Source organism: Klebsiella sp. R390 (assembly GCF_051131745.1).
GTDB lineage: Bacteria > Pseudomonadota > Gammaproteobacteria > Enterobacterales > Enterobacteriaceae > Klebsiella.
Genome location: NZ_CP180445.1, coordinates 329,495 through 346,064, shown reverse-complemented (window position 1 = coordinate 346,064; position 16,570 = coordinate 329,495). Strand labels below are relative to the sequence as shown.

General features: G+C 54.5%; 14 protein-coding genes. 6 read left to right on the top strand and 8 right to left on the bottom strand.

Annotated features, from left to right (window positions below):
• Positions 1-2 precede the first annotated feature (2 nt).
• Positions 3-1,619, top strand: coding sequence for a peptide ABC transporter substrate-binding protein (locus ACMYSP_RS01565; protein WP_434585179.1), 1,617 nt, complete (start codon positions 3-5; stop codon positions 1,617-1,619).
• A gap of 224 nt (positions 1,620-1,843) precedes the next feature.
• Entirely contained in the window at positions 1,844-2,956 is a 1,113-nt protein-coding gene (locus tag ACMYSP_RS01560; RefSeq protein ID WP_434585177.1) for an alkene reductase, read from the top strand.
• On the opposite strand, the gene ACMYSP_RS01555 is transcribed toward ACMYSP_RS01560, so the two are convergent.
• Positions 2,957-3,868 (bottom strand): LysR family transcriptional regulator, encoded by a 912-nt coding sequence (locus ACMYSP_RS01555; protein WP_434585175.1) that lies wholly within the window; start codon positions 3,866-3,868, stop codon positions 2,957-2,959.
• 254 nt (positions 3,869-4,122) lie between these two features.
• Between ACMYSP_RS01555 and ACMYSP_RS01550 the strand changes: the two genes are divergently transcribed.
• Both ACMYSP_RS01550 and ACMYSP_RS01545 read left to right on the top strand, forming a co-directional pair.
• Positions 4,123-4,449: an EthD family reductase gene (locus tag ACMYSP_RS01550; RefSeq protein WP_434585173.1), complete on the top strand. Its 327-nt coding sequence runs from the start codon at positions 4,123-4,125 to the stop codon at positions 4,447-4,449.
• Between the two features lie 199 nt (positions 4,450-4,648).
• Positions 4,649-6,025, top strand: a complete 1,377-nt coding sequence (locus ACMYSP_RS01545; RefSeq protein WP_434585171.1) for a hypothetical protein — start codon at positions 4,649-4,651, stop codon at positions 6,023-6,025.
• A 290-nt stretch (positions 6,026-6,315) separates the two neighbouring features.
• Here ACMYSP_RS01545 and ACMYSP_RS01540 read toward each other — a convergent pair whose 3' ends face one another.
• The 7 genes from ACMYSP_RS01540 to ACMYSP_RS01510 form a co-directional block, all read right to left on the bottom strand.
• A complete protein-coding gene (locus tag ACMYSP_RS01540; RefSeq protein WP_174508874.1) occupies positions 6,316-6,435 on the bottom strand; it encodes a small membrane protein in 120 nt (39 codons plus the stop codon).
• A 486-nt stretch (positions 6,436-6,921) separates the two neighbouring features.
• On the bottom strand, positions 6,922-7,116 hold the full coding sequence (locus ACMYSP_RS01535; RefSeq protein WP_174508873.1) for a hypothetical protein: 195 nt from the start codon (positions 7,114-7,116) through the stop codon (positions 6,922-6,924).
• 270 nt (positions 7,117-7,386) lie between these two features.
• On the bottom strand, positions 7,387-8,466 hold the full coding sequence (locus ACMYSP_RS01530; protein ID WP_434585169.1) for an oxidoreductase: 1,080 nt from the start codon (positions 8,464-8,466) through the stop codon (positions 7,387-7,389).
• Positions 8,459-9,226 (bottom strand): DeoR/GlpR family DNA-binding transcription regulator, encoded by a 768-nt coding sequence (locus ACMYSP_RS01525; protein WP_434585167.1) that lies wholly within the window; start codon positions 9,224-9,226, stop codon positions 8,459-8,461. Before ACMYSP_RS01525 ends, ACMYSP_RS01530 begins: the two co-directional genes overlap by 8 nt.
• Positions 9,227-9,437: 211 nt before the next feature.
• Positions 9,438-11,255, bottom strand: coding sequence for an ABC transporter ATP-binding protein (locus ACMYSP_RS01520; protein WP_434585165.1), 1,818 nt, complete (start codon positions 11,253-11,255; stop codon positions 9,438-9,440).
• Positions 11,256-11,258: 3 nt separating this feature from the next.
• Positions 11,259-12,710: a M81 family metallopeptidase gene (locus ACMYSP_RS01515; RefSeq protein WP_434585163.1), complete on the bottom strand. Its 1,452-nt coding sequence runs from the start codon at positions 12,708-12,710 to the stop codon at positions 11,259-11,261.
• A 10-nt stretch (positions 12,711-12,720) separates the two neighbouring features.
• Positions 12,721-13,857: an ROK family protein gene (locus ACMYSP_RS01510; protein WP_434585161.1), complete on the bottom strand. Its 1,137-nt coding sequence runs from the start codon at positions 13,855-13,857 to the stop codon at positions 12,721-12,723.
• A gap of 232 nt (positions 13,858-14,089) precedes the next feature.
• Between ACMYSP_RS01510 and ACMYSP_RS01505 the strand changes: the two genes are divergently transcribed.
• Both ACMYSP_RS01505 and ACMYSP_RS01500 read left to right on the top strand, forming a co-directional pair.
• On the top strand, positions 14,090-15,625 hold the full coding sequence (locus ACMYSP_RS01505) for an ABC transporter substrate-binding protein (protein ID WP_434585160.1): 1,536 nt from the start codon (positions 14,090-14,092) through the stop codon (positions 15,623-15,625).
• A 24-nt stretch (positions 15,626-15,649) separates the two neighbouring features.
• The gene (locus ACMYSP_RS01500) at positions 15,650-16,570 is read left to right on the top strand and encodes an ABC transporter permease (RefSeq protein WP_434585158.1); all 921 of its coding nucleotides are present in this window, start codon (positions 15,650-15,652) and stop codon (positions 16,568-16,570) included.

Sequence of the window (16,570 nt, the reverse complement as noted above, 5' to 3'; positions counted from 1 at the left end):
TCATGAAGTATCCTGTCACATTGACATGCGGCGCGCTGTGGTTAGCCAGCGTTTCTTCTCTTGCCTGGGCGGCGGATGTCCCTCAGGGAACCGTATTAGCGGAAAAGCAGATGCTGGTACGGCACATTAAAGATGAGCCCGCGTCGCTAGATCCCGCCAAAGCCGTTGGTCTGCCGGAAATCCAGGTCATTCGCGATCTGTTTGAAGGTTTAGTCAACCAGGACGCAAAAGGCAATATTATCCCCGGCGTTGCAACCCGCTGGCAGAGCAACGACAACCGCGTCTGGACCTTTACCCTGCGTGATAATGCGCGCTGGTCCGATGGTTCGCCGGTTACCGCACAAGATTTTGTCTACAGCTGGCAGCGACTGGTCGACCCGAAAACCACGTCGCCATTCGCCTGGTTCGCCGCGCTGGCGGGGATCAGCAATGCCCAGAGTATTATCGACGGTAAGGCTGCGCCAGATACCCTGGGCGTCACCGCTGTCGATGCGCGTACCCTGCGCGTACAGCTCGACAAACCGCTGCCGTGGTTCAGTAATCTGACCGCCAGCTTCGCCTTCTATCCGGTTCAGAAAGCGAATGTTGAGAGCGGGGCCAACTGGACCCGGCCTGGCAGTTTGATCGGCAACGGTGCTTACGTTTTAAAAGATCGCGTGGTGAACGAGAAGCTGGTGGTCGTACCGAACAGCCATTATTGGGATAATGGCAAAACGGTGATCCAGCAGGTGACCTTTGTGCCGATCAACCAGGAGTCGTCGGCGACCAAGCGCTATCTGGCTGGGGATATTGATATCACCGAGTCCTTCCCGAAAAACATGTACCAGAAATTACTTAAAGATATTCCCGGTCAGGTGTACACCCCGCCTCAACTGGGGACCTACTATTACGCCTTCAATACCCAAAAGGGGCCGACTGCCGATGAGCGCGTACGTCTGGCGCTGAGTATGACCATCGATCGTCGTATCATGGCCGAGAAGGTGTTGGGGACCGGTGAAAAACCGGCATGGCACTTTACTCCGGACGTGACGGCTGGGTTTACCCCGCAGCCCTCGCAGATGGAAAGCATGAGCCAGGCCGAGCTGAACGCTCAGGCGAAAGCGCTGTTGCAGGCAGCAGGCTATGGTCCGGGTCGGCCGTTACAGCTGACGCTGCTGTATAACACCTCAGAAAACCACCAGAAAATTGCGATCGCGGTGGCGTCGATGTGGAAGAAAAACCTCGGCGTGGACGTGAAGCTACAGAACCAGGAGTGGAAAACCTACATCGATAGCCGTAACACCGGGAATTTTGATGTGATCCGCGCGTCGTGGGTGGGGGATTACAATGAGCCTTCCACCTTCTTGTCGCTGCTGACGTCGACCCATAGCGGCAATATTTCCCGCTTTAACGATCCGGCTTATGACAAAATTCTGAACCAGGCGGCGCTGGAAACCTCGGAAAAAGCGCGAAATGATGATTATAACGCGGCAGAAAAAATCATCATGAGTAAAGCGCCGATTGCGCCAATTTATCAGTACACCAACGGCCGCTTAATTAAGCCGTGGCTGAAAGGTTATCCGATCAACAACCCGGAAGACGTGGCCTATAGCCGCACGATGTATATCGAAAAGCATTAAGCTCAGGGTCAGCAGGGAATATCATAATGGCGCGATGAATCGCGCCATTTTTTTGCCTGTGTCGCCAGCGTGTTACCGCGCGGTCGCTCACACGGGCTTTGGTGTGGCAAAGCAGGGGGCTGGATCTGCAATGTAGAATTTATGGCGTCACTGTTCGGCGCAAACAGGTATTCTCCTGAGGTGCGGTAGCGGCCATTATTGTTTCCTGATGAAAGGAGAGAAAAATGGACACACTGTTTACACCCTTTACGGTGGGTGATACCACCCTGACTAACCGAATCGTCATGGCGCCCATGACGCGTTCGCGAGCGATGACTGATACTGCCGATGCGTTGACGGCAAGGTATTATCAGCAGCGGGCAAGCGCGGGATTAATTATCACCGAGGGCGCGCAGATCTCCGTACAGGGCAAGGGGTATCTGTTCACGCCGGGGATCTACAGTGATGAACAGGTCCGTGGCTGGGCGTTGACGACCAGGGCCGTCCACGACGCGGGGGGAAAAATATATATACAACTCTGGCATGTCGGGCGGATTTCCCATCCAGGGTTGCAAATTGATGGTCAGGATCCGGTCAGTTCCGTGGCAGTAGCGGCGCAAAACGCCACCTGTTACGCCTGGGATGAAAATGGTCATCCGGGGCCTGTTGCGGTGCAGAAACCGCGGGCGCTATCGATAGATGAGATTCAGGGTGTCATCGCTGATTATGTTCAGGCAGCAAAGAATGCCATCCGGGCGGGCTTTGATGGTGTTGAGATCCACGCAGCCAACGGGTATCTCCTTGAGCAATTTATCAATGGCGGGTTAAATACCCGTGATGATGCATACGGCGGGGAGAATCCACATCACCGTCTTCGTTTTGCACTGGAAGTCACCGATGCCATCGCCCAGGCCATTGGTAGTGGCAAAACAGGAATTCGTCTGGCGCCATTTGGCCGTCTTTTTGATATGCACGCCTTTCATGGTGAGGAGCAAACCTGGCTGCTGTTGGCGAAGGAACTCAGTCAACGCTCACTCTCCTACGTACACCTCAGCGATCAGAAAACATTAGGCGAACAGGCGATCCCTGCCGGATTCATTGACAAGTTTCGTGCAGTCTATGACGGCCCACTGATTATTGCTGGGGGATTTGACAAACCACGAGCCGAAACGTATCTCCAGCAAGGAAAGGCGGATTTAATTGGATTTGGCCGGCCCTATATCGCCAATCCAGACCTGGTGGAACGCCTGGCTAATCACTGGCCGCTCACGGAGATCGACCGGGCGACAATGTACGGGGGAGATGAAAAAGGCTATACCGACTACCCATTCTGGCCAGACAACTCACAAGGTCAGTAATCAGTCCAGCAAACCGTCCTCTGCTGCCTTAACCAGCGTATCCACCGCGTAGCGGATTTTGGGCAGTAGCTGGCGGTTTTTTGGCCATAGCGCATTGATTGGCATTTCTCCTCCGGAAAGGCCCGCCAGAACTTCTTGCAGTTCGCCGCGCTTGAGGTGTTCACTGACCAGCCATAGCGGCAACTGAGAAAGCCCACCTCCTTTCAACGTCGCGGCGAGCATTGCGTCGCCGTCGCCGAATTCATGTGTCGGTGGCGGTGTGAAGCGTACCAGTTGACCGTCGCTTTCTTTCAGCAACCATGAAATTGGCTGGTTTCGCCGAAAACCAACCACACACTGGTGCTGACTAAGCGCCTGCGTATTAACCGGCTCTCCGCGGAGTTTGAGATAATCAGGCGACGCGCAGATAACTAGCTTTTGTGTGGTCAGCCTTCTGGCGACCAGACCGCTGCTGTCTGCCAGTTCACCAATGCGAATGACCAGGTCGATACCCTCCTCGATAAGATCAACAAACCGTTCACTGAAGGTAACGGTCAGTGTCAGCTCAGGGTACTGCCGGGTAATTTCTAGCAGAATGGGAAGGATTCGCTGTCGACCAAAAGCTGCGGGCAAGTCAACTCTAAGCCGGCCTGAAGGCTGACGGATATGAGAGGTCAGTTCAGCTTCAGCCTGTTCCAGAATATCAATAGCGCTCTGACAACTTGCGAGAAACTTTTCACCATCGGGCGTCAGACTGAGGCGCCGGGTTGACCGTTGAAATAGCTTCAATCCCAGGCGGTCTTCCAGGCGTCCGACACTTTTCCCTACGGCAGATTTGGTGAGCCCCAGTTTTTCAGCCGCGGAAGTAAAACTCCCTTGCTGGGCGGTAGTGACGAAAGCGTTAATTCCGCCAAGGTGATCTGTTTTTCGCATAAATATCCATCTGATGAGTACGTGCCTTGCTCATAGGTAAGGGAAGATAGCGGATGCGCGCTCTGGTCTTTTCCTCCGCAGACCCACATGCAATGTGGTGCCGACCTGCATGATAAAGCCACTCAAAATAGCACAGCTATTGTTGAATTTAAGTCTACACACTGGCAATTAAAGGCGTATTTATCACTTAAAAGAAAACTCTCATACTCGCTGCCATCCTATTTACCCATCAGACTTACCGTTAAGGAATGAAAATGGCAGCAACAACAGGCTTTAAACATGTTGGTTTTCTTACCCGCAAAAAGGGACAAAGCTATGAGGCGTTCGTCAGACATTGGCAGGATATCCACACGGAAATCGCGCTGCAGCTTCCAGGCCTCAGAGGTTATGTTCTCAACCCTATCGATCGCGAAAAATACCCGGATTCTCCGGTAGATGGCTTCTCTGAACTATGGTTTGACTCCATCGAGGCTGCAGTGGCGGCTTTTGATTCCCCCATTGGGCAGGATGCTTACCGTGATGTGCCCAATTTTGTCGAACACGCGGCGATCGCCTATGTCACCGAAATCAGAAAACGCTAGTGTCCTGACTCCGTAATAGTGAACCGCAAGAACCCATAACGGATACACCATTTTCCTGGCTATCGAAGTTGCTACGGGTGGGCTACGCTGAATAAAGCCAGCATTTCAACATTGTTACTGACAGTATTTATCTCAACTCTTTAAAGTCAAAAGAGGGAACGGTATGAGATCATTGATATCACTTCCCCGAGTGTTCGTTATGGCGACTTTGTTGTTTTGCGCTTCATTTTCCCACGCAGCCGACACGGATCTGGGAAAATGTCTCGCTCCCCAGCGGGTCAAAGCGATGCTGGCGCATTTTAAGATCAGTGCGCAGGATGAAGAGGGCAAAGAGGTGAAGCAATACAGCGTTAAGGATAATTGCGATAAGGCCGATTTTGCCAAAGTTATTCTGGCGCTAGAGCAGATTAAAACCGTTTCAAAAATAAAGATCCCCTCAAAGAAACAGTCTGATACCGGCAAAGCACAGTCGTTTGAATATATTGCGAGCAGAATCAAAAATATTATTCTGTTGCCTCATAATGCGAACATCTGTGGGTTTCAGGAAGGCGGTGTGGTGTTGGATAGCGAAAAAGCGGACAAAACCATGCGCTTGTGCATATTAAATGGCGAGGCGTCGGTTTCAGGCCTCGCCATGACCCTTGTTCACGAAGCCCGCCATATGGATGGGTTTAAACATGTGAAATGTACCCATGGGATTTTCATGTCGTTATCCTATCCGGAGTGCGATAGCTCATTTGAAGAGCAGGGGAGTCATGCTTTTCAGCTTTCCTATTTATTAAAGCTCCACAGAACCTTAAAAAACGAGGGCGACAAATTTAAAGTGCGGATGCTGATCGTCCATACTCTGGAGTATGCTTTCAACGAAGCGCCCTTTGGCCTGAAGAAAGGCGGGTTGATTTTAGACAGCCAAAACAGAGTGCTGTTTTTTGACGGACAGCAGATGACGCTGATTAAAGCGTTCGACGATAACATCGTGGCGCTTGCTGTCTATAATGGCTACCCAGTTGCTTTTCATGAAAATGGTAAAGTCGAAGCCTATACCTTCTTACCCGCATGGGACTCGATAAAAGGGCCGATAGTCAGCCACTACCAGGAACTGTCGCCGCAGGAGCGTGCAGCCATCCTCGATGCTTACTTTGGTAATAAAGAACAGTGTTATCTGCTGCGGGCTAAGATAGCCTGCGTGCAGAAAGAAGCATTTAGCCACTTTGCTTTTGAAGGCATCACCCCGGTGGCGTTTTTTGACGAACCGGATATGAGTCAGTACTTTCTGATGCGAATAATGAGTGAGAGCGGAAGAATTTATAATATCCCGGGTTCAGTATTATTTACCAGCAAGGATAAAAACTTCAACTCGGCATTTGAGTTTAAGAAGGTGGTGTATCCGCAAGGGGTGTCATCTTATGCGGTGGATAATAGCGGTGGGCTTATCGGTATCAATCCGCAAGGTAGTGTAGTGTATAAAGCGAATAATGAGACAGGCTGGCTGGCAAGCCCGTTTTTTGACGGTATAACCGCCAAAAAGGTCATTCCTTATTACTGGTCACCACTGTTACAGGGGATGTTGAACTAATGCCGGAATGTAACTTGCAGACATCAGGTCATCGCCGTGTTCGGGATAAACAAACGTGATAGCGTATGACCTGATCCATTTTATTAGCCACCTGATAATTGAAAGCAAAATAATTTGGGCTGACGCAATAGACCGTACTTGACGCATCATAACGTCTCGAAGGTTCATAACGTGGCAGCACTATTATGTTATTAAATAGTTACTATGGTTGTTATATTATGTATTAGTCTTTCTTATGCTTTAACGTGTGATTAATGAGAAAAGTTTTTCCTGGTATGTCAGCGCTGTGGTTAACGACGCTTCTTGAACGTGAACTGCTGTTTTTTCCTGTCTCTGATATAAGAAACGAGAGAAAAAACAGCCACAAGAAGCAGTATTATTGCCAGAACTAAGAACAGTAAGTTCGCCATTGTTTTATTCCCCGAGATGTTCATGGATATTCTTGCTTTTATCAAATGCAATCTACTCCAGGGTTAAGAAAAATCCTAATTAAATATTTTGGGTTGTTTATAAAAATATGCTTTTATGCTGCATTGGAGGTTTTTTTAGAGATAAATACCAATAACAGATAAGTGGTATAGCATGTTATGGATACGATAGATGGATTTTTCACTTAAAAATTCCGGTCTAACTCGGCTTTAAGCAGCGTCAGTGCTGTACGATAAGCATTCAGGCTGGTTACGTATGTGCCTAAAAAATAACTAGAAATTGTCGTGTCACCAAACGCCTGCATTTGGGGCTAAAACGGGTGGTTGGCCGATGCTATAAGCCCCTCTGTAAGACGAATTGGGTAGCACGATACGCGCGTCGCTCGCGCTGATGATACCGAGGGGCTGCGATCATTGTCTGGGTAAAGCACCAGACGGTGCGAAAAAGCAGGATGGCGTTGCCGGGTGTTAATCCACGTTGTTGAAGTAGTCCCGGGCAACTACCTCGATGCCCTTAGCCTCGAGACCGGTCTTGTCGGCAATCATTTCAATGAACTGTTTGAATTTATCGGTCATCACGTTACCACCATCCCAGTGGGCGACGTAGAAGCGACATTGATAACGATAAAAGTGGAGGGTGGTATCTCCTAACGTGTAGTACATAAACATCTCCAGTTCAGTCTCTTGGAAAAACAGCCGTCGTAATAGCAATAACCTATACCGTGCAGGTTTGCCAGTCCATCCTCCTCCCAAATAGCGGAAATATCCAGAGATGTCTCTGGTGCAATAATAATTTATTACTCACGCGCGGATGAGTACGAACGTTCAATTTACGTTCAACAGGCTGGCGGCTAACAGAGGGCTAAAGAGGGGGAAAAGAGAATAACAAATGGCCTGCGAAGTGCGGCAGGCCATGAAATCAGACAAGGAAGATTACAGCGCAGCCCGCTCGTCGGCGGTCAGGGCGATGGTTTGCACCGTGCCAGATTCCGCTGACTGTACCGCCGCTTCTAATACTGCCATCACCGCGAGAGCCTGCAGCGGCGATACCGGGTTGTCAATCGCCCCGGTTAGGGCATCGCGCACGTTAATATAGTACTGACGCTGATCGCCGCGCGGCGTCTCGTGTTGCTGAGTCTGTCCGGCAGCGTCAAACGTCACCATCTTGTCGTCATCGTGGCCCCAGCTTTCGCTACCTGGGATCACCCCTGCCAGCAGCTGCGCTTCCTGCTGATCGGCTCTTTGTTTGACGACGCTGCCTTTATCGCCGTGCACGGTAAAGCGTGAAACGCCGCCGGCCACCAGCATGCTGCAATGCAGAATAACTTTGTGCTGCGGGTAATTCAGGACCACATGCGCCCAGTCGTTGATCTCCGCGCCTTCACGCAGGGTGGCGATATTGCCCTGTACCGACAGCGGCAGGCCGAAAAGCTGCAGCGCCTGGTCGATCATATGCGGCCCGAGATCAAACCATAAGCCGCTACCCGGGACGTTTTGCTCTCTCCAGCGCACGCGAACTTCCGGGCGGAAGCGGTCAAAATGCGATTCAAAGTGCTTCACCTTGCCGATCACCCCCTGCTCGATAACCTGTTTAATACCGAGGAAATCACTGTCCCAGCGGCGGTTATGGAACACCGACAGCAGCAGCTGCTTTTCCTGCGCCAGGGCGATCAGTTCGCGGGCCTCCAGCATATCCAGGGTAAAAGGCTTATCCACGACCACATGTTTGCCGGCATTCAGCGCCAGTTTGGCTAACGGCGCATGGGTAGCGTTCGGCGAGGCGATCACCACCACATCAACATCCGGGTGCTGAATAGCCTGCTCCGGTGAAGCGATGACCGTCACATCCGGCAGATCCTGCTTAACCTTCTGTTCATTACCGGAGGCGACCACTAACAGCTTCAGCCCGTCGACCGACTGGATGAGCGGGGCATGAAACGTTTTGCCGACGAAGCCATATCCGATCAACGCAATATTGATCTCTTTACTCCCACGAGCGATGACTTTATTCATTACCTTCTCCACGTTGTTGAGCGCCAACAATATTGACCTGCAGTGCGTTGTTGTCCCCCAGTTCTTCCCAGGGTCTGTCCAAAAAGAGTTGATCGATGTCGGCTAACCCGGCCACCAGATGTGGTTCACAGTGGTTTAGCTTCATATGATCGGCCACCAGCCAGTGTTCGGTGCTGGCGGCGAGCATCGCGCGTTTAATTTCCGCATCGGCTTCCTGGCTGGCGCTTAAGCCCAGCTGCGCATGGATGGCACAGGCTCCCAGGATAGCGATATCGGCGCGATAGCGGCCTAACAGCGCCAGAGTGGCGCTACCGGCAAACAGTCGTTGCTGGCAGTCCCAACTTCCCCCCAGCAGGATCAGCTGGATATCAGGGCGCGCACTGAAATGTGAAGCAATATCTAAAGAGGTGGTGATCACCGTCACCGGCACCGTAATCTGGCTGGCGACGGCCAGAATCGTACTGCCGGCGTCTAAAAAGAGCGTCGAGCCCGCCGGGATTTTGGCGGCGACCAGGCGGCCTAAACGTTGTTTGGTTTCCGACAGCAGGGCGTTTCTGCCCTGACGGTTCATCGCGGACAGGTCGAGGGCAATCGCGCCGCCGTGGTTCTTCTGCGCCAGCCCCTGTTTTTCGAGGTCACCAAGGTCGCGACGGATAGTGTCCGCGGAAACCTGCAGCTTCTCCACCAGCTCGCTGATGCTAACCTGTCCATTTTCACTAATAATATCAAGGAGATATTTTTGTCTGGCGGTTTTATGCATGATGTTGAAATCCAGCAAAATATTGCAATAAACAGCATAATACAGCAATTAGCAGCAAAGGGAACCTTGCAATACGCAGGGGTAACGGTGTGAAAGCGTAGGATAAAGCGAGCAGAAGCGGGGAACGGGCGCTGATCGTTATGGCTGGTGGAGGGGGAAATATAAAGCGGGATGGTGACATCCCGCTTCAGAGCCCGAGCGTCAGGCGTGGCTAGCGCATCACCCAGTGACGATCGCCCACCTGTTCGTAGCGGCGCTGAGGCGGCTGATACGCTTTATCGCGAAACGGCGAAGGCAGTTCGTCATTGCTGGCTTCACGCAACAAATGGCGGCGAGAGGGATCGGTTTTGGGGATCGCCGCAATTAATTTTTGCGTATACGGGTGCTGCGGATTGGCGAAAATCGCCTGGCGTGGACCGATTTCAACAATCTCCCCGAGGTACATCACCGCCACCCGGTGGCTGATGCGCTCAATGACCGCCATGTCATGAGAGATAAACAGAAAGGCGATCTGCAGGGTCCGCTGGAGTTCGATGATGAGATTCACCACCTGGGCCTTCACCGACACGTCAAGCGCCGATACCGACTCATCGGCAATAATCACTTTAGGGTTCATCGCCAGCGCGCGGGCAATGCAGATGCGCTGGCGTTGGCCACCGGAAAACTCGTGCGGGTAGCGGTTGAGCACCTGTACGCTAAGCCCAACTTTCTCGATCAGTTCCTGCGAGCGGGTCAGCGCCTGGCGGCGGGTGGCGAGGCCGTTTTCCAGCAGTGGTTCAATCAGTGCTTCCTGCACCTTCAGGCGCGGGTTCAGGCTGGCGAAAGGATCCTGAAAGATCATCTGAATATCCTGCCGCAGCCTTTTTTGCTGCGCCCGGCCGGCCTGCAGAACGTTATAGCCATCGAGCATGACCTCACCGGATTGCGCCTGAATCATGCGGATCAGGCTGCGTCCGGTGGTGGATTTGCCGCAGCCGGACTCGCCCACCAGCGAGAGCGTCTCCCCGGGCCACAAATCAAAACTGACGTTTTCAACGGCATGAATATGGCCGGTGAGCTGGTTAAAGAAGCCTTTTTTGACCGGAAAACGGGTCACCAGATTTTTGACCGACAGCACTGGCGGCGTGGTGGCATCGGCCAGCGGCGGCTCCGGTGGATAGCGCAGCGTCTCGCCGCTGTGCAGGTTGACCGACGGGAACTTGCACGGCGTGCTCATGGCGTCCATCTCTCCCGCCGCGGGCACTGACGCCAGCAGCGCACGGGTGTAGGGCTGCTGAGGTGAGGCAAACAGGGCGGTCGTCCGGGCGCACTCGATGGCATCGCCGCGATACATCACCAGCGTATGGTCTGCGGTTTCCGCCACCACCCCCATATCGTGGGTGATAAACAAGACCGCAGTATTGTTCTCCGCTTGCAGGGTTTTAATCAGATCGAGTATCTGCCCCTGGATCGTGACGTCCAGCGCGGTGGTTGGTTCATCGGCGATCAGCAGCTTGGGTTTGAGCGCCAGCGCCATAGCGATCATGGCGCGCTGACGCATGCCGCCGGAAAACTGATGGGGATATTCATCGAAGCGCTGCGCGGCATGGGGGATACGCACTTTCTCCAGCAGGGCGATGGTCTCCTGTCGGGCCTGACGTTTCGATAACCCCTGATGGTGAATAAAGACTTCTGCAATCTGCTGGCCGATGGTAAAGGCCGGGTTCAGGCTGGTCATCGGCTCCTGGAAGATCATCGCCACTTCCGAACCACGAATACGGCGCATGGCCTCTTCCGGCAGTGACAATAATGAGCGCCCGCAGAGTTCGACGCTGCCTTCGGTTCGGCTCTGGCGCGACGACAGCAGACGCATCACCGCCATGGCGGTGACGCTTTTCCCCGAACCCGATTCGCCGACAATGGCTAAGGTCTCGCCCGGATAGAGGCTAAAACTGATATTTCGTACCACTTTTTGCCAGCTTTCGCCGTGGCGAAAGGAGACCGATAAATTATCAACGCTTAGCACCGGAGAAGGGGTTGGGGTGATCATTAATCAGGACTCCTGGGAAAAAGGGGCTCTGGCGGAAACAAAAACCTGCGCCGTGAAGTCGAGGTCGCGGTCGAATGGCCAGGTGCGGGTCAGCATACGTTGACGTGGGACGCGTTCGATATCCTGATCGACCACGCCTTCCGAGAGCGCCATCAGATTTGGGTTGGCGATCGGCGCCAGCTCCGGGGAGAGATAGCCGGATTTGACCACCACAATCCTGAACGCCTGGGGATCTAACCCGAGCTGATGAAAATCGGCGATGTCGTGGTAGGGACGGCGGCGATCGGCGACCACCACGGTGATGCCCTCTATCTGCAATACCGCCTGACTGGCGCTGCTGTGTGGCCCGGCGGGCAGCAGGTTTTTCACGGTGAAGCGGCCGTTTACGCTTTCGCCCGCCGGGTCAAGCTGCCCACCGACGCTCAGCGTTAACTCCGCGCCGACGCCAGCGGCAAAGGCGGCCTGGGTTGCCGGCGCATCGGTAATCCCGGCAACGAGGGTCTCGGTTGCCCGTTGTCGCAGCAGTTCAGCAAGCACATCGCCACGATCGCCCACGCCGCCGCCGGTCGGGTTATCGCCAGAATCCGCTAGGATGACCGGGGAGGTGGGGCTGGCGATCGCCTCTTCGACACACTGGGCGACGCTGCCGGTACGGCAGCCGAAGACGAACGCTTCACGGGCGTCCCAGTAAGCCTGCGCCAGTTTCGCCGCCTGCTGTTTCAGGACTGCAACGTCGGTACCGGTGAAGATTGCCGCCGCAGTGGCGCGTGGCTCATCGGCCCAGACGTAGCCCACCATTAACGAACTGTCGAGCACCCCTGGGATCTGGTCGCTTTCCGCCAGAGTGGCGTAGAGGCTTTTAGCCGGTTCATCTTCGGTGCTGGTGCGCTCGCCGGGCAGGATCACCGGCACTGGCGCCCAGACCACGCCGGGGCGAACGCCACTTTGCAGGCTGTTTACCAGCATGGTGACCGCGCGGCGCATGGTCTCTTCGACATCAATATGCGGCGCGGTGCGGTAGGTCGAATACATGTCGATCGCGTCAATAATACGTTGCGTAACGTTACCGTGCAGGTCGTAGCTCACGGCGATCGGGCACTCCTCGCCAACGCAGGCTCTGGCGGCGGTGATCCAGTCACCTTCGGCATCTTCCAGTCCTTCAACATACATTGCGCCGTGCATTGCCAGATACAGGCCGTCGATGGGCAGCGAGGCCTGCAGGCGGGTCAGGAACTCGGCTTTAAAATTTTCGTAGGTCTCCCGGGCCACCGGGCCGCCCGGAATCGCGCGGGTATGCAGCGTTGGCAGAAACGTTGCCGGATAGTCGCCGAGAAACTGAAAGTAGGGCGCTGCCAGCAGGGCGTCACCTTTTACCGTTCGAAACTCGGCTTCGTGAGTCAATACGGGATTGAAAGTGCTGCATTCAATGTGTATTCCGCCAACGGCAATTCGCATAGAGACCTCGTTAATATCCGGGAAATAAAACGTGAGTAAGCGCCACGCTTGCGGCAGCGAGCGCCCAGCTGTCTTCGGCAAGGGGGCGATAAATAAGCGGCGTTTTGCCTGCCATACCGGGGAGCAGATAGGTTTCGATCGCCTGCTGCATCACGGTGTTCAACAGCCCCTGAAAACTCTCAGGTTGATGCGCCAGCATAATCGCCGCCGGATCGTTGTTCTGTATTTGGTGGGAGATGGCCATTCCCAGCGCATCGCCGGCCTGGTGCAGGATCTGGATCGCGCCGGAATGGCCTTTACGGGCCAGCGCTTCCAGTTCATTCAGGCTCCCAGCCTCAATGCCTTCCATGCGCGCCTGTTCAAAAATCGCGGTCAGTGAGGCAATGGTATCGAGGCAGCCGCGTTTGCCGCAGCGACAAGGTTTGCCGGCCGGGACGATGGTGCAGTGGGCTATTTCCCCGGCACCACCGTGGGCGCCGCGCCAGATGCGTCCGTAGATCACCGCCGCGCTACCAATACCGCTGCCGTGGGAGATAACCACCGCGCTCTCCTGTTTGCGCAGGTACCCGAAGGTTTTTTCGTAGGTTGCCAGCGCCCGGGTATCGTTTTCTACGATAACCGGGATCCCGCCGGTGGCCTCACTCAGCAGATGCGCTAACGGCACCTGATGCCAGCCCAGCAGTGCGGACTGCACGCAGACGGACTGGCCGGCATCGATAAAGGCCGAGAGAGCAAACCCGATCCCCACCAGACGCTGGCGATCGATAGCTGACTCCTCCAGCAGCAGGGCAACATCCTGCGCCAGCTGTGCAATCAGCTCCGGGATCTCGGTCGCCGGGCTGCGCTGGCGCTGACACACTTTGACGCCAATGGCGTTCATCAGTACCAGAACCAGCTGATGGTCGATCAGGGAAATACCGATGGCATATGCGGCATCCGGTGCCAGGGAGAGCGTGACGGACGGGCGCCCCTGGCCCACGGAGGCGGCAATATCGCTCTCCTGCAGGATGCCATCGCTCAGCAGTTCTTTGACCAGCGCGCCGATAGCCGCTTTGCTCATCCCGGTTAAGCGTGCGAGGTCAGCGCGGCTGGCCCCTTCTTCGCTACAGACCAGCTGGACGAGCTGTTGTTGGAGTTTGTTCAGCATAGTTACTCAGCCAGATGCTTTTTTTCTGAACATAATTGCGGGCTGGTGGTTTGGCAATCAGTTTCTTTCAAAAAATAACTAAATGCTCACATATAAGTTAAATTTATTACCTAATTAAGCGCTAACCATGGCTAATATCACATTTACGGAAATTTATTTTGGGTAAAAACAAAACTTAATAGCAACATAACAGCCACAACTGGCGACATAACATACAGGCAGGGGTTAGCAGATGAAGCGCTTTCTTTTGAATAAATATCGACTTGCCGTGCTGGCAGGCATGGTGGCAGCAAGCGGAACGATGTCATTGCAGGCCGCAACGCTCAACGTAATGCAGAACGAACCGCCGCGCAGTATGGATCCCGGCGATCAGACCGCGACCTTTACCGATACGGTCCTGCGACCGATGTATGAAGGGCTGGTCGGCCTGACGCCAGATAACAAAATCGCCCCCGCGCTGGCAACGGCCTGGCAGGTAAGCGATGACGGCAAAGTCTGGACCTTCACCCTGCGTCAACATGTCACCTTCCATGACGGCACGCCGTTTAACGCCGATGCGGTGGTGGCAAACATCCAGCGCCATATCGATCCCAAAGGCAGCCTGGCGGCCAGCTCGCGGATGCGCAACGTGATTGCCTCGGTGAAGAAAATCGACGACGGCAGCGTGGCGATCACCCTGAACAAAGTCTACCCCTCGTTCCTGAACCTGCTCACCGGCGGGGCGGCGAAAATGGTCAGCCCGGCGGCAGATAAAGCCGGCACCATTGGTCGCAAAGCCGACGGCACCGGTCCGTATATGCTGCAGGAGTATAAAACCGGGGAGTATGTGTTAGAGCAGAAGAACCCGCACTACTGGGGAGAGAATAAGGGCCCCGACCAGATTAAATGGACGTGGAGTTCTGAGCCCTCGGTGATGAACATGGCGCTGCTCTCCGGTCAGGTAGATGTGATTAACCCGGTCCCTCCGCAGTTTGGTCGCCAGCTGAAGAGCAATGCGCAGGTGACGCTGGAGCAGGGCGCAGGGGCCTCGGTGTTCTGGGTGGCGTTAAACGTCGATCGCAAACCGTTAAGCGATGTCCGGGTGCGCCAGGCGCTTAACCTGGCGACCGATAAAGAAGCGCTGCTGAAAGCGGTGATGTTCGGCTATGCCTCGGCGGCCAACTCGCCCCTCGCGCCGGTCAACGAAGGCTATGATAAGTCGTTGAATGAATACCCCTATAACCTTGATAAGGCCCGGGCGTTGCTGAAGGAGGCCGGTTATCCTGAAGGCTTTACTATGAACATTGCCGTGCAGGGGCCGGATGCCCGTACCGCTCAGATTTTGCAGGCCATGTGGGGCAAAGCCGGTATTAAACTCAATATCCAGCAGATGGAGAGCGGGGTGTGGAGTAAAGCGGCCTTTGCACCGGTAGCAGAAAAAGAGGCCAGCAAGACCGATGCAATACTCGCGTCATGGTCCTCCGGCCTGAACGGCTCAGACCTGCAGCTGCGTCCGCTGTACTACTCCCAGAGCGCGGCACCGGTTGGGGCGAATCTCGGTTTCTATAACAACCCGCAACTGGATCAACTGCTGGACAAAGCGGCCACCACGATGGACGACAAGACGCGTATTGCCGACTACGTGCAGGCGCAAAAAATCATTATGCAGGATGCCCCTCACGTCATGCTCTATTTCCAGGATGACCTCTATGCCACCCGCGCTGATATTAAAGGCGTACGCATGGAGCCGGGCGGTGAAATCATCGTGGTGGATGCGCAAAAACCGTAAAGCAGGGTCTTTTCTGGAGTCGTTATGAAAGCTTACGTCATCAAAAAACTGCTTTCTTTGCCGCTTATCCTGCTGGGCGCCTCCCTGATCGTCTTTCTGGCGATCAGGATGCTTCCGGGCGATCCCGCGCGTCTGATGGCAGGGCCTCAGGCAACGCAGGATGATGTGAGCCGGATGCACGCCCGCCTCGGGCTGGATGACCCGCTGGTGGTGCAGTACGGGCGTTTTGTCACCGGGATGCTGCAGGGGGATTTTGGCACCTCGCTGAAATCCGGCCAGCCGGTCTCCGCCGAGCTGGGCGAGCGAGCGCCGTACACCTTAGGGCTGGCGCTGCTGGCCTGGGTCATGGCGGTGGTGTTGGGGATCCCCATGGGCATGTGTGCGGCCATTTATCGTAACCATGTTGCCGACCATGTTCTGATGCTGGTGGCCATTGCCGGCGCGTCGATCGCCAACTTCTGGCTTGCGCTGATCGCCATGGACACCTTTTCGGTCAAGCTGGGCTGGCTGCCGTTACTGGGAGCCGATGGCTGGAAAAGCTACATCCTGCCGTCAATCTGCCTGGGGATTTTCCCTATGGCGGTGATGTCGCGCATGACGCGATCCAGCATGGTCGATGTCCTCGGAGAAGATTATATCCGCACTGCCAGAGCCAAGGGGTTGGCCCCGTTTTATATCTATTTCAAACACGCCTTACGTAATGCTCTGATTCCGATTGTGACCATCATCGCGCTGAACTTCGGTAGCCTGATTGGTGGGGCGGTGGTGACGGAGTCGGTGTTTAACTGGCCGGGCATCGGGCGCTATCTGGTGGATTCCGTGCGTTATCGTGATTATCCGGTGATTCAGGGGGTGACGATGATCACGGTCGCCAGCGTGGTGGTGATGAATCTGGTGGGCGAAATGATCATCGCCAGAATCAACCCGAAAATAAGGTTTGATTAA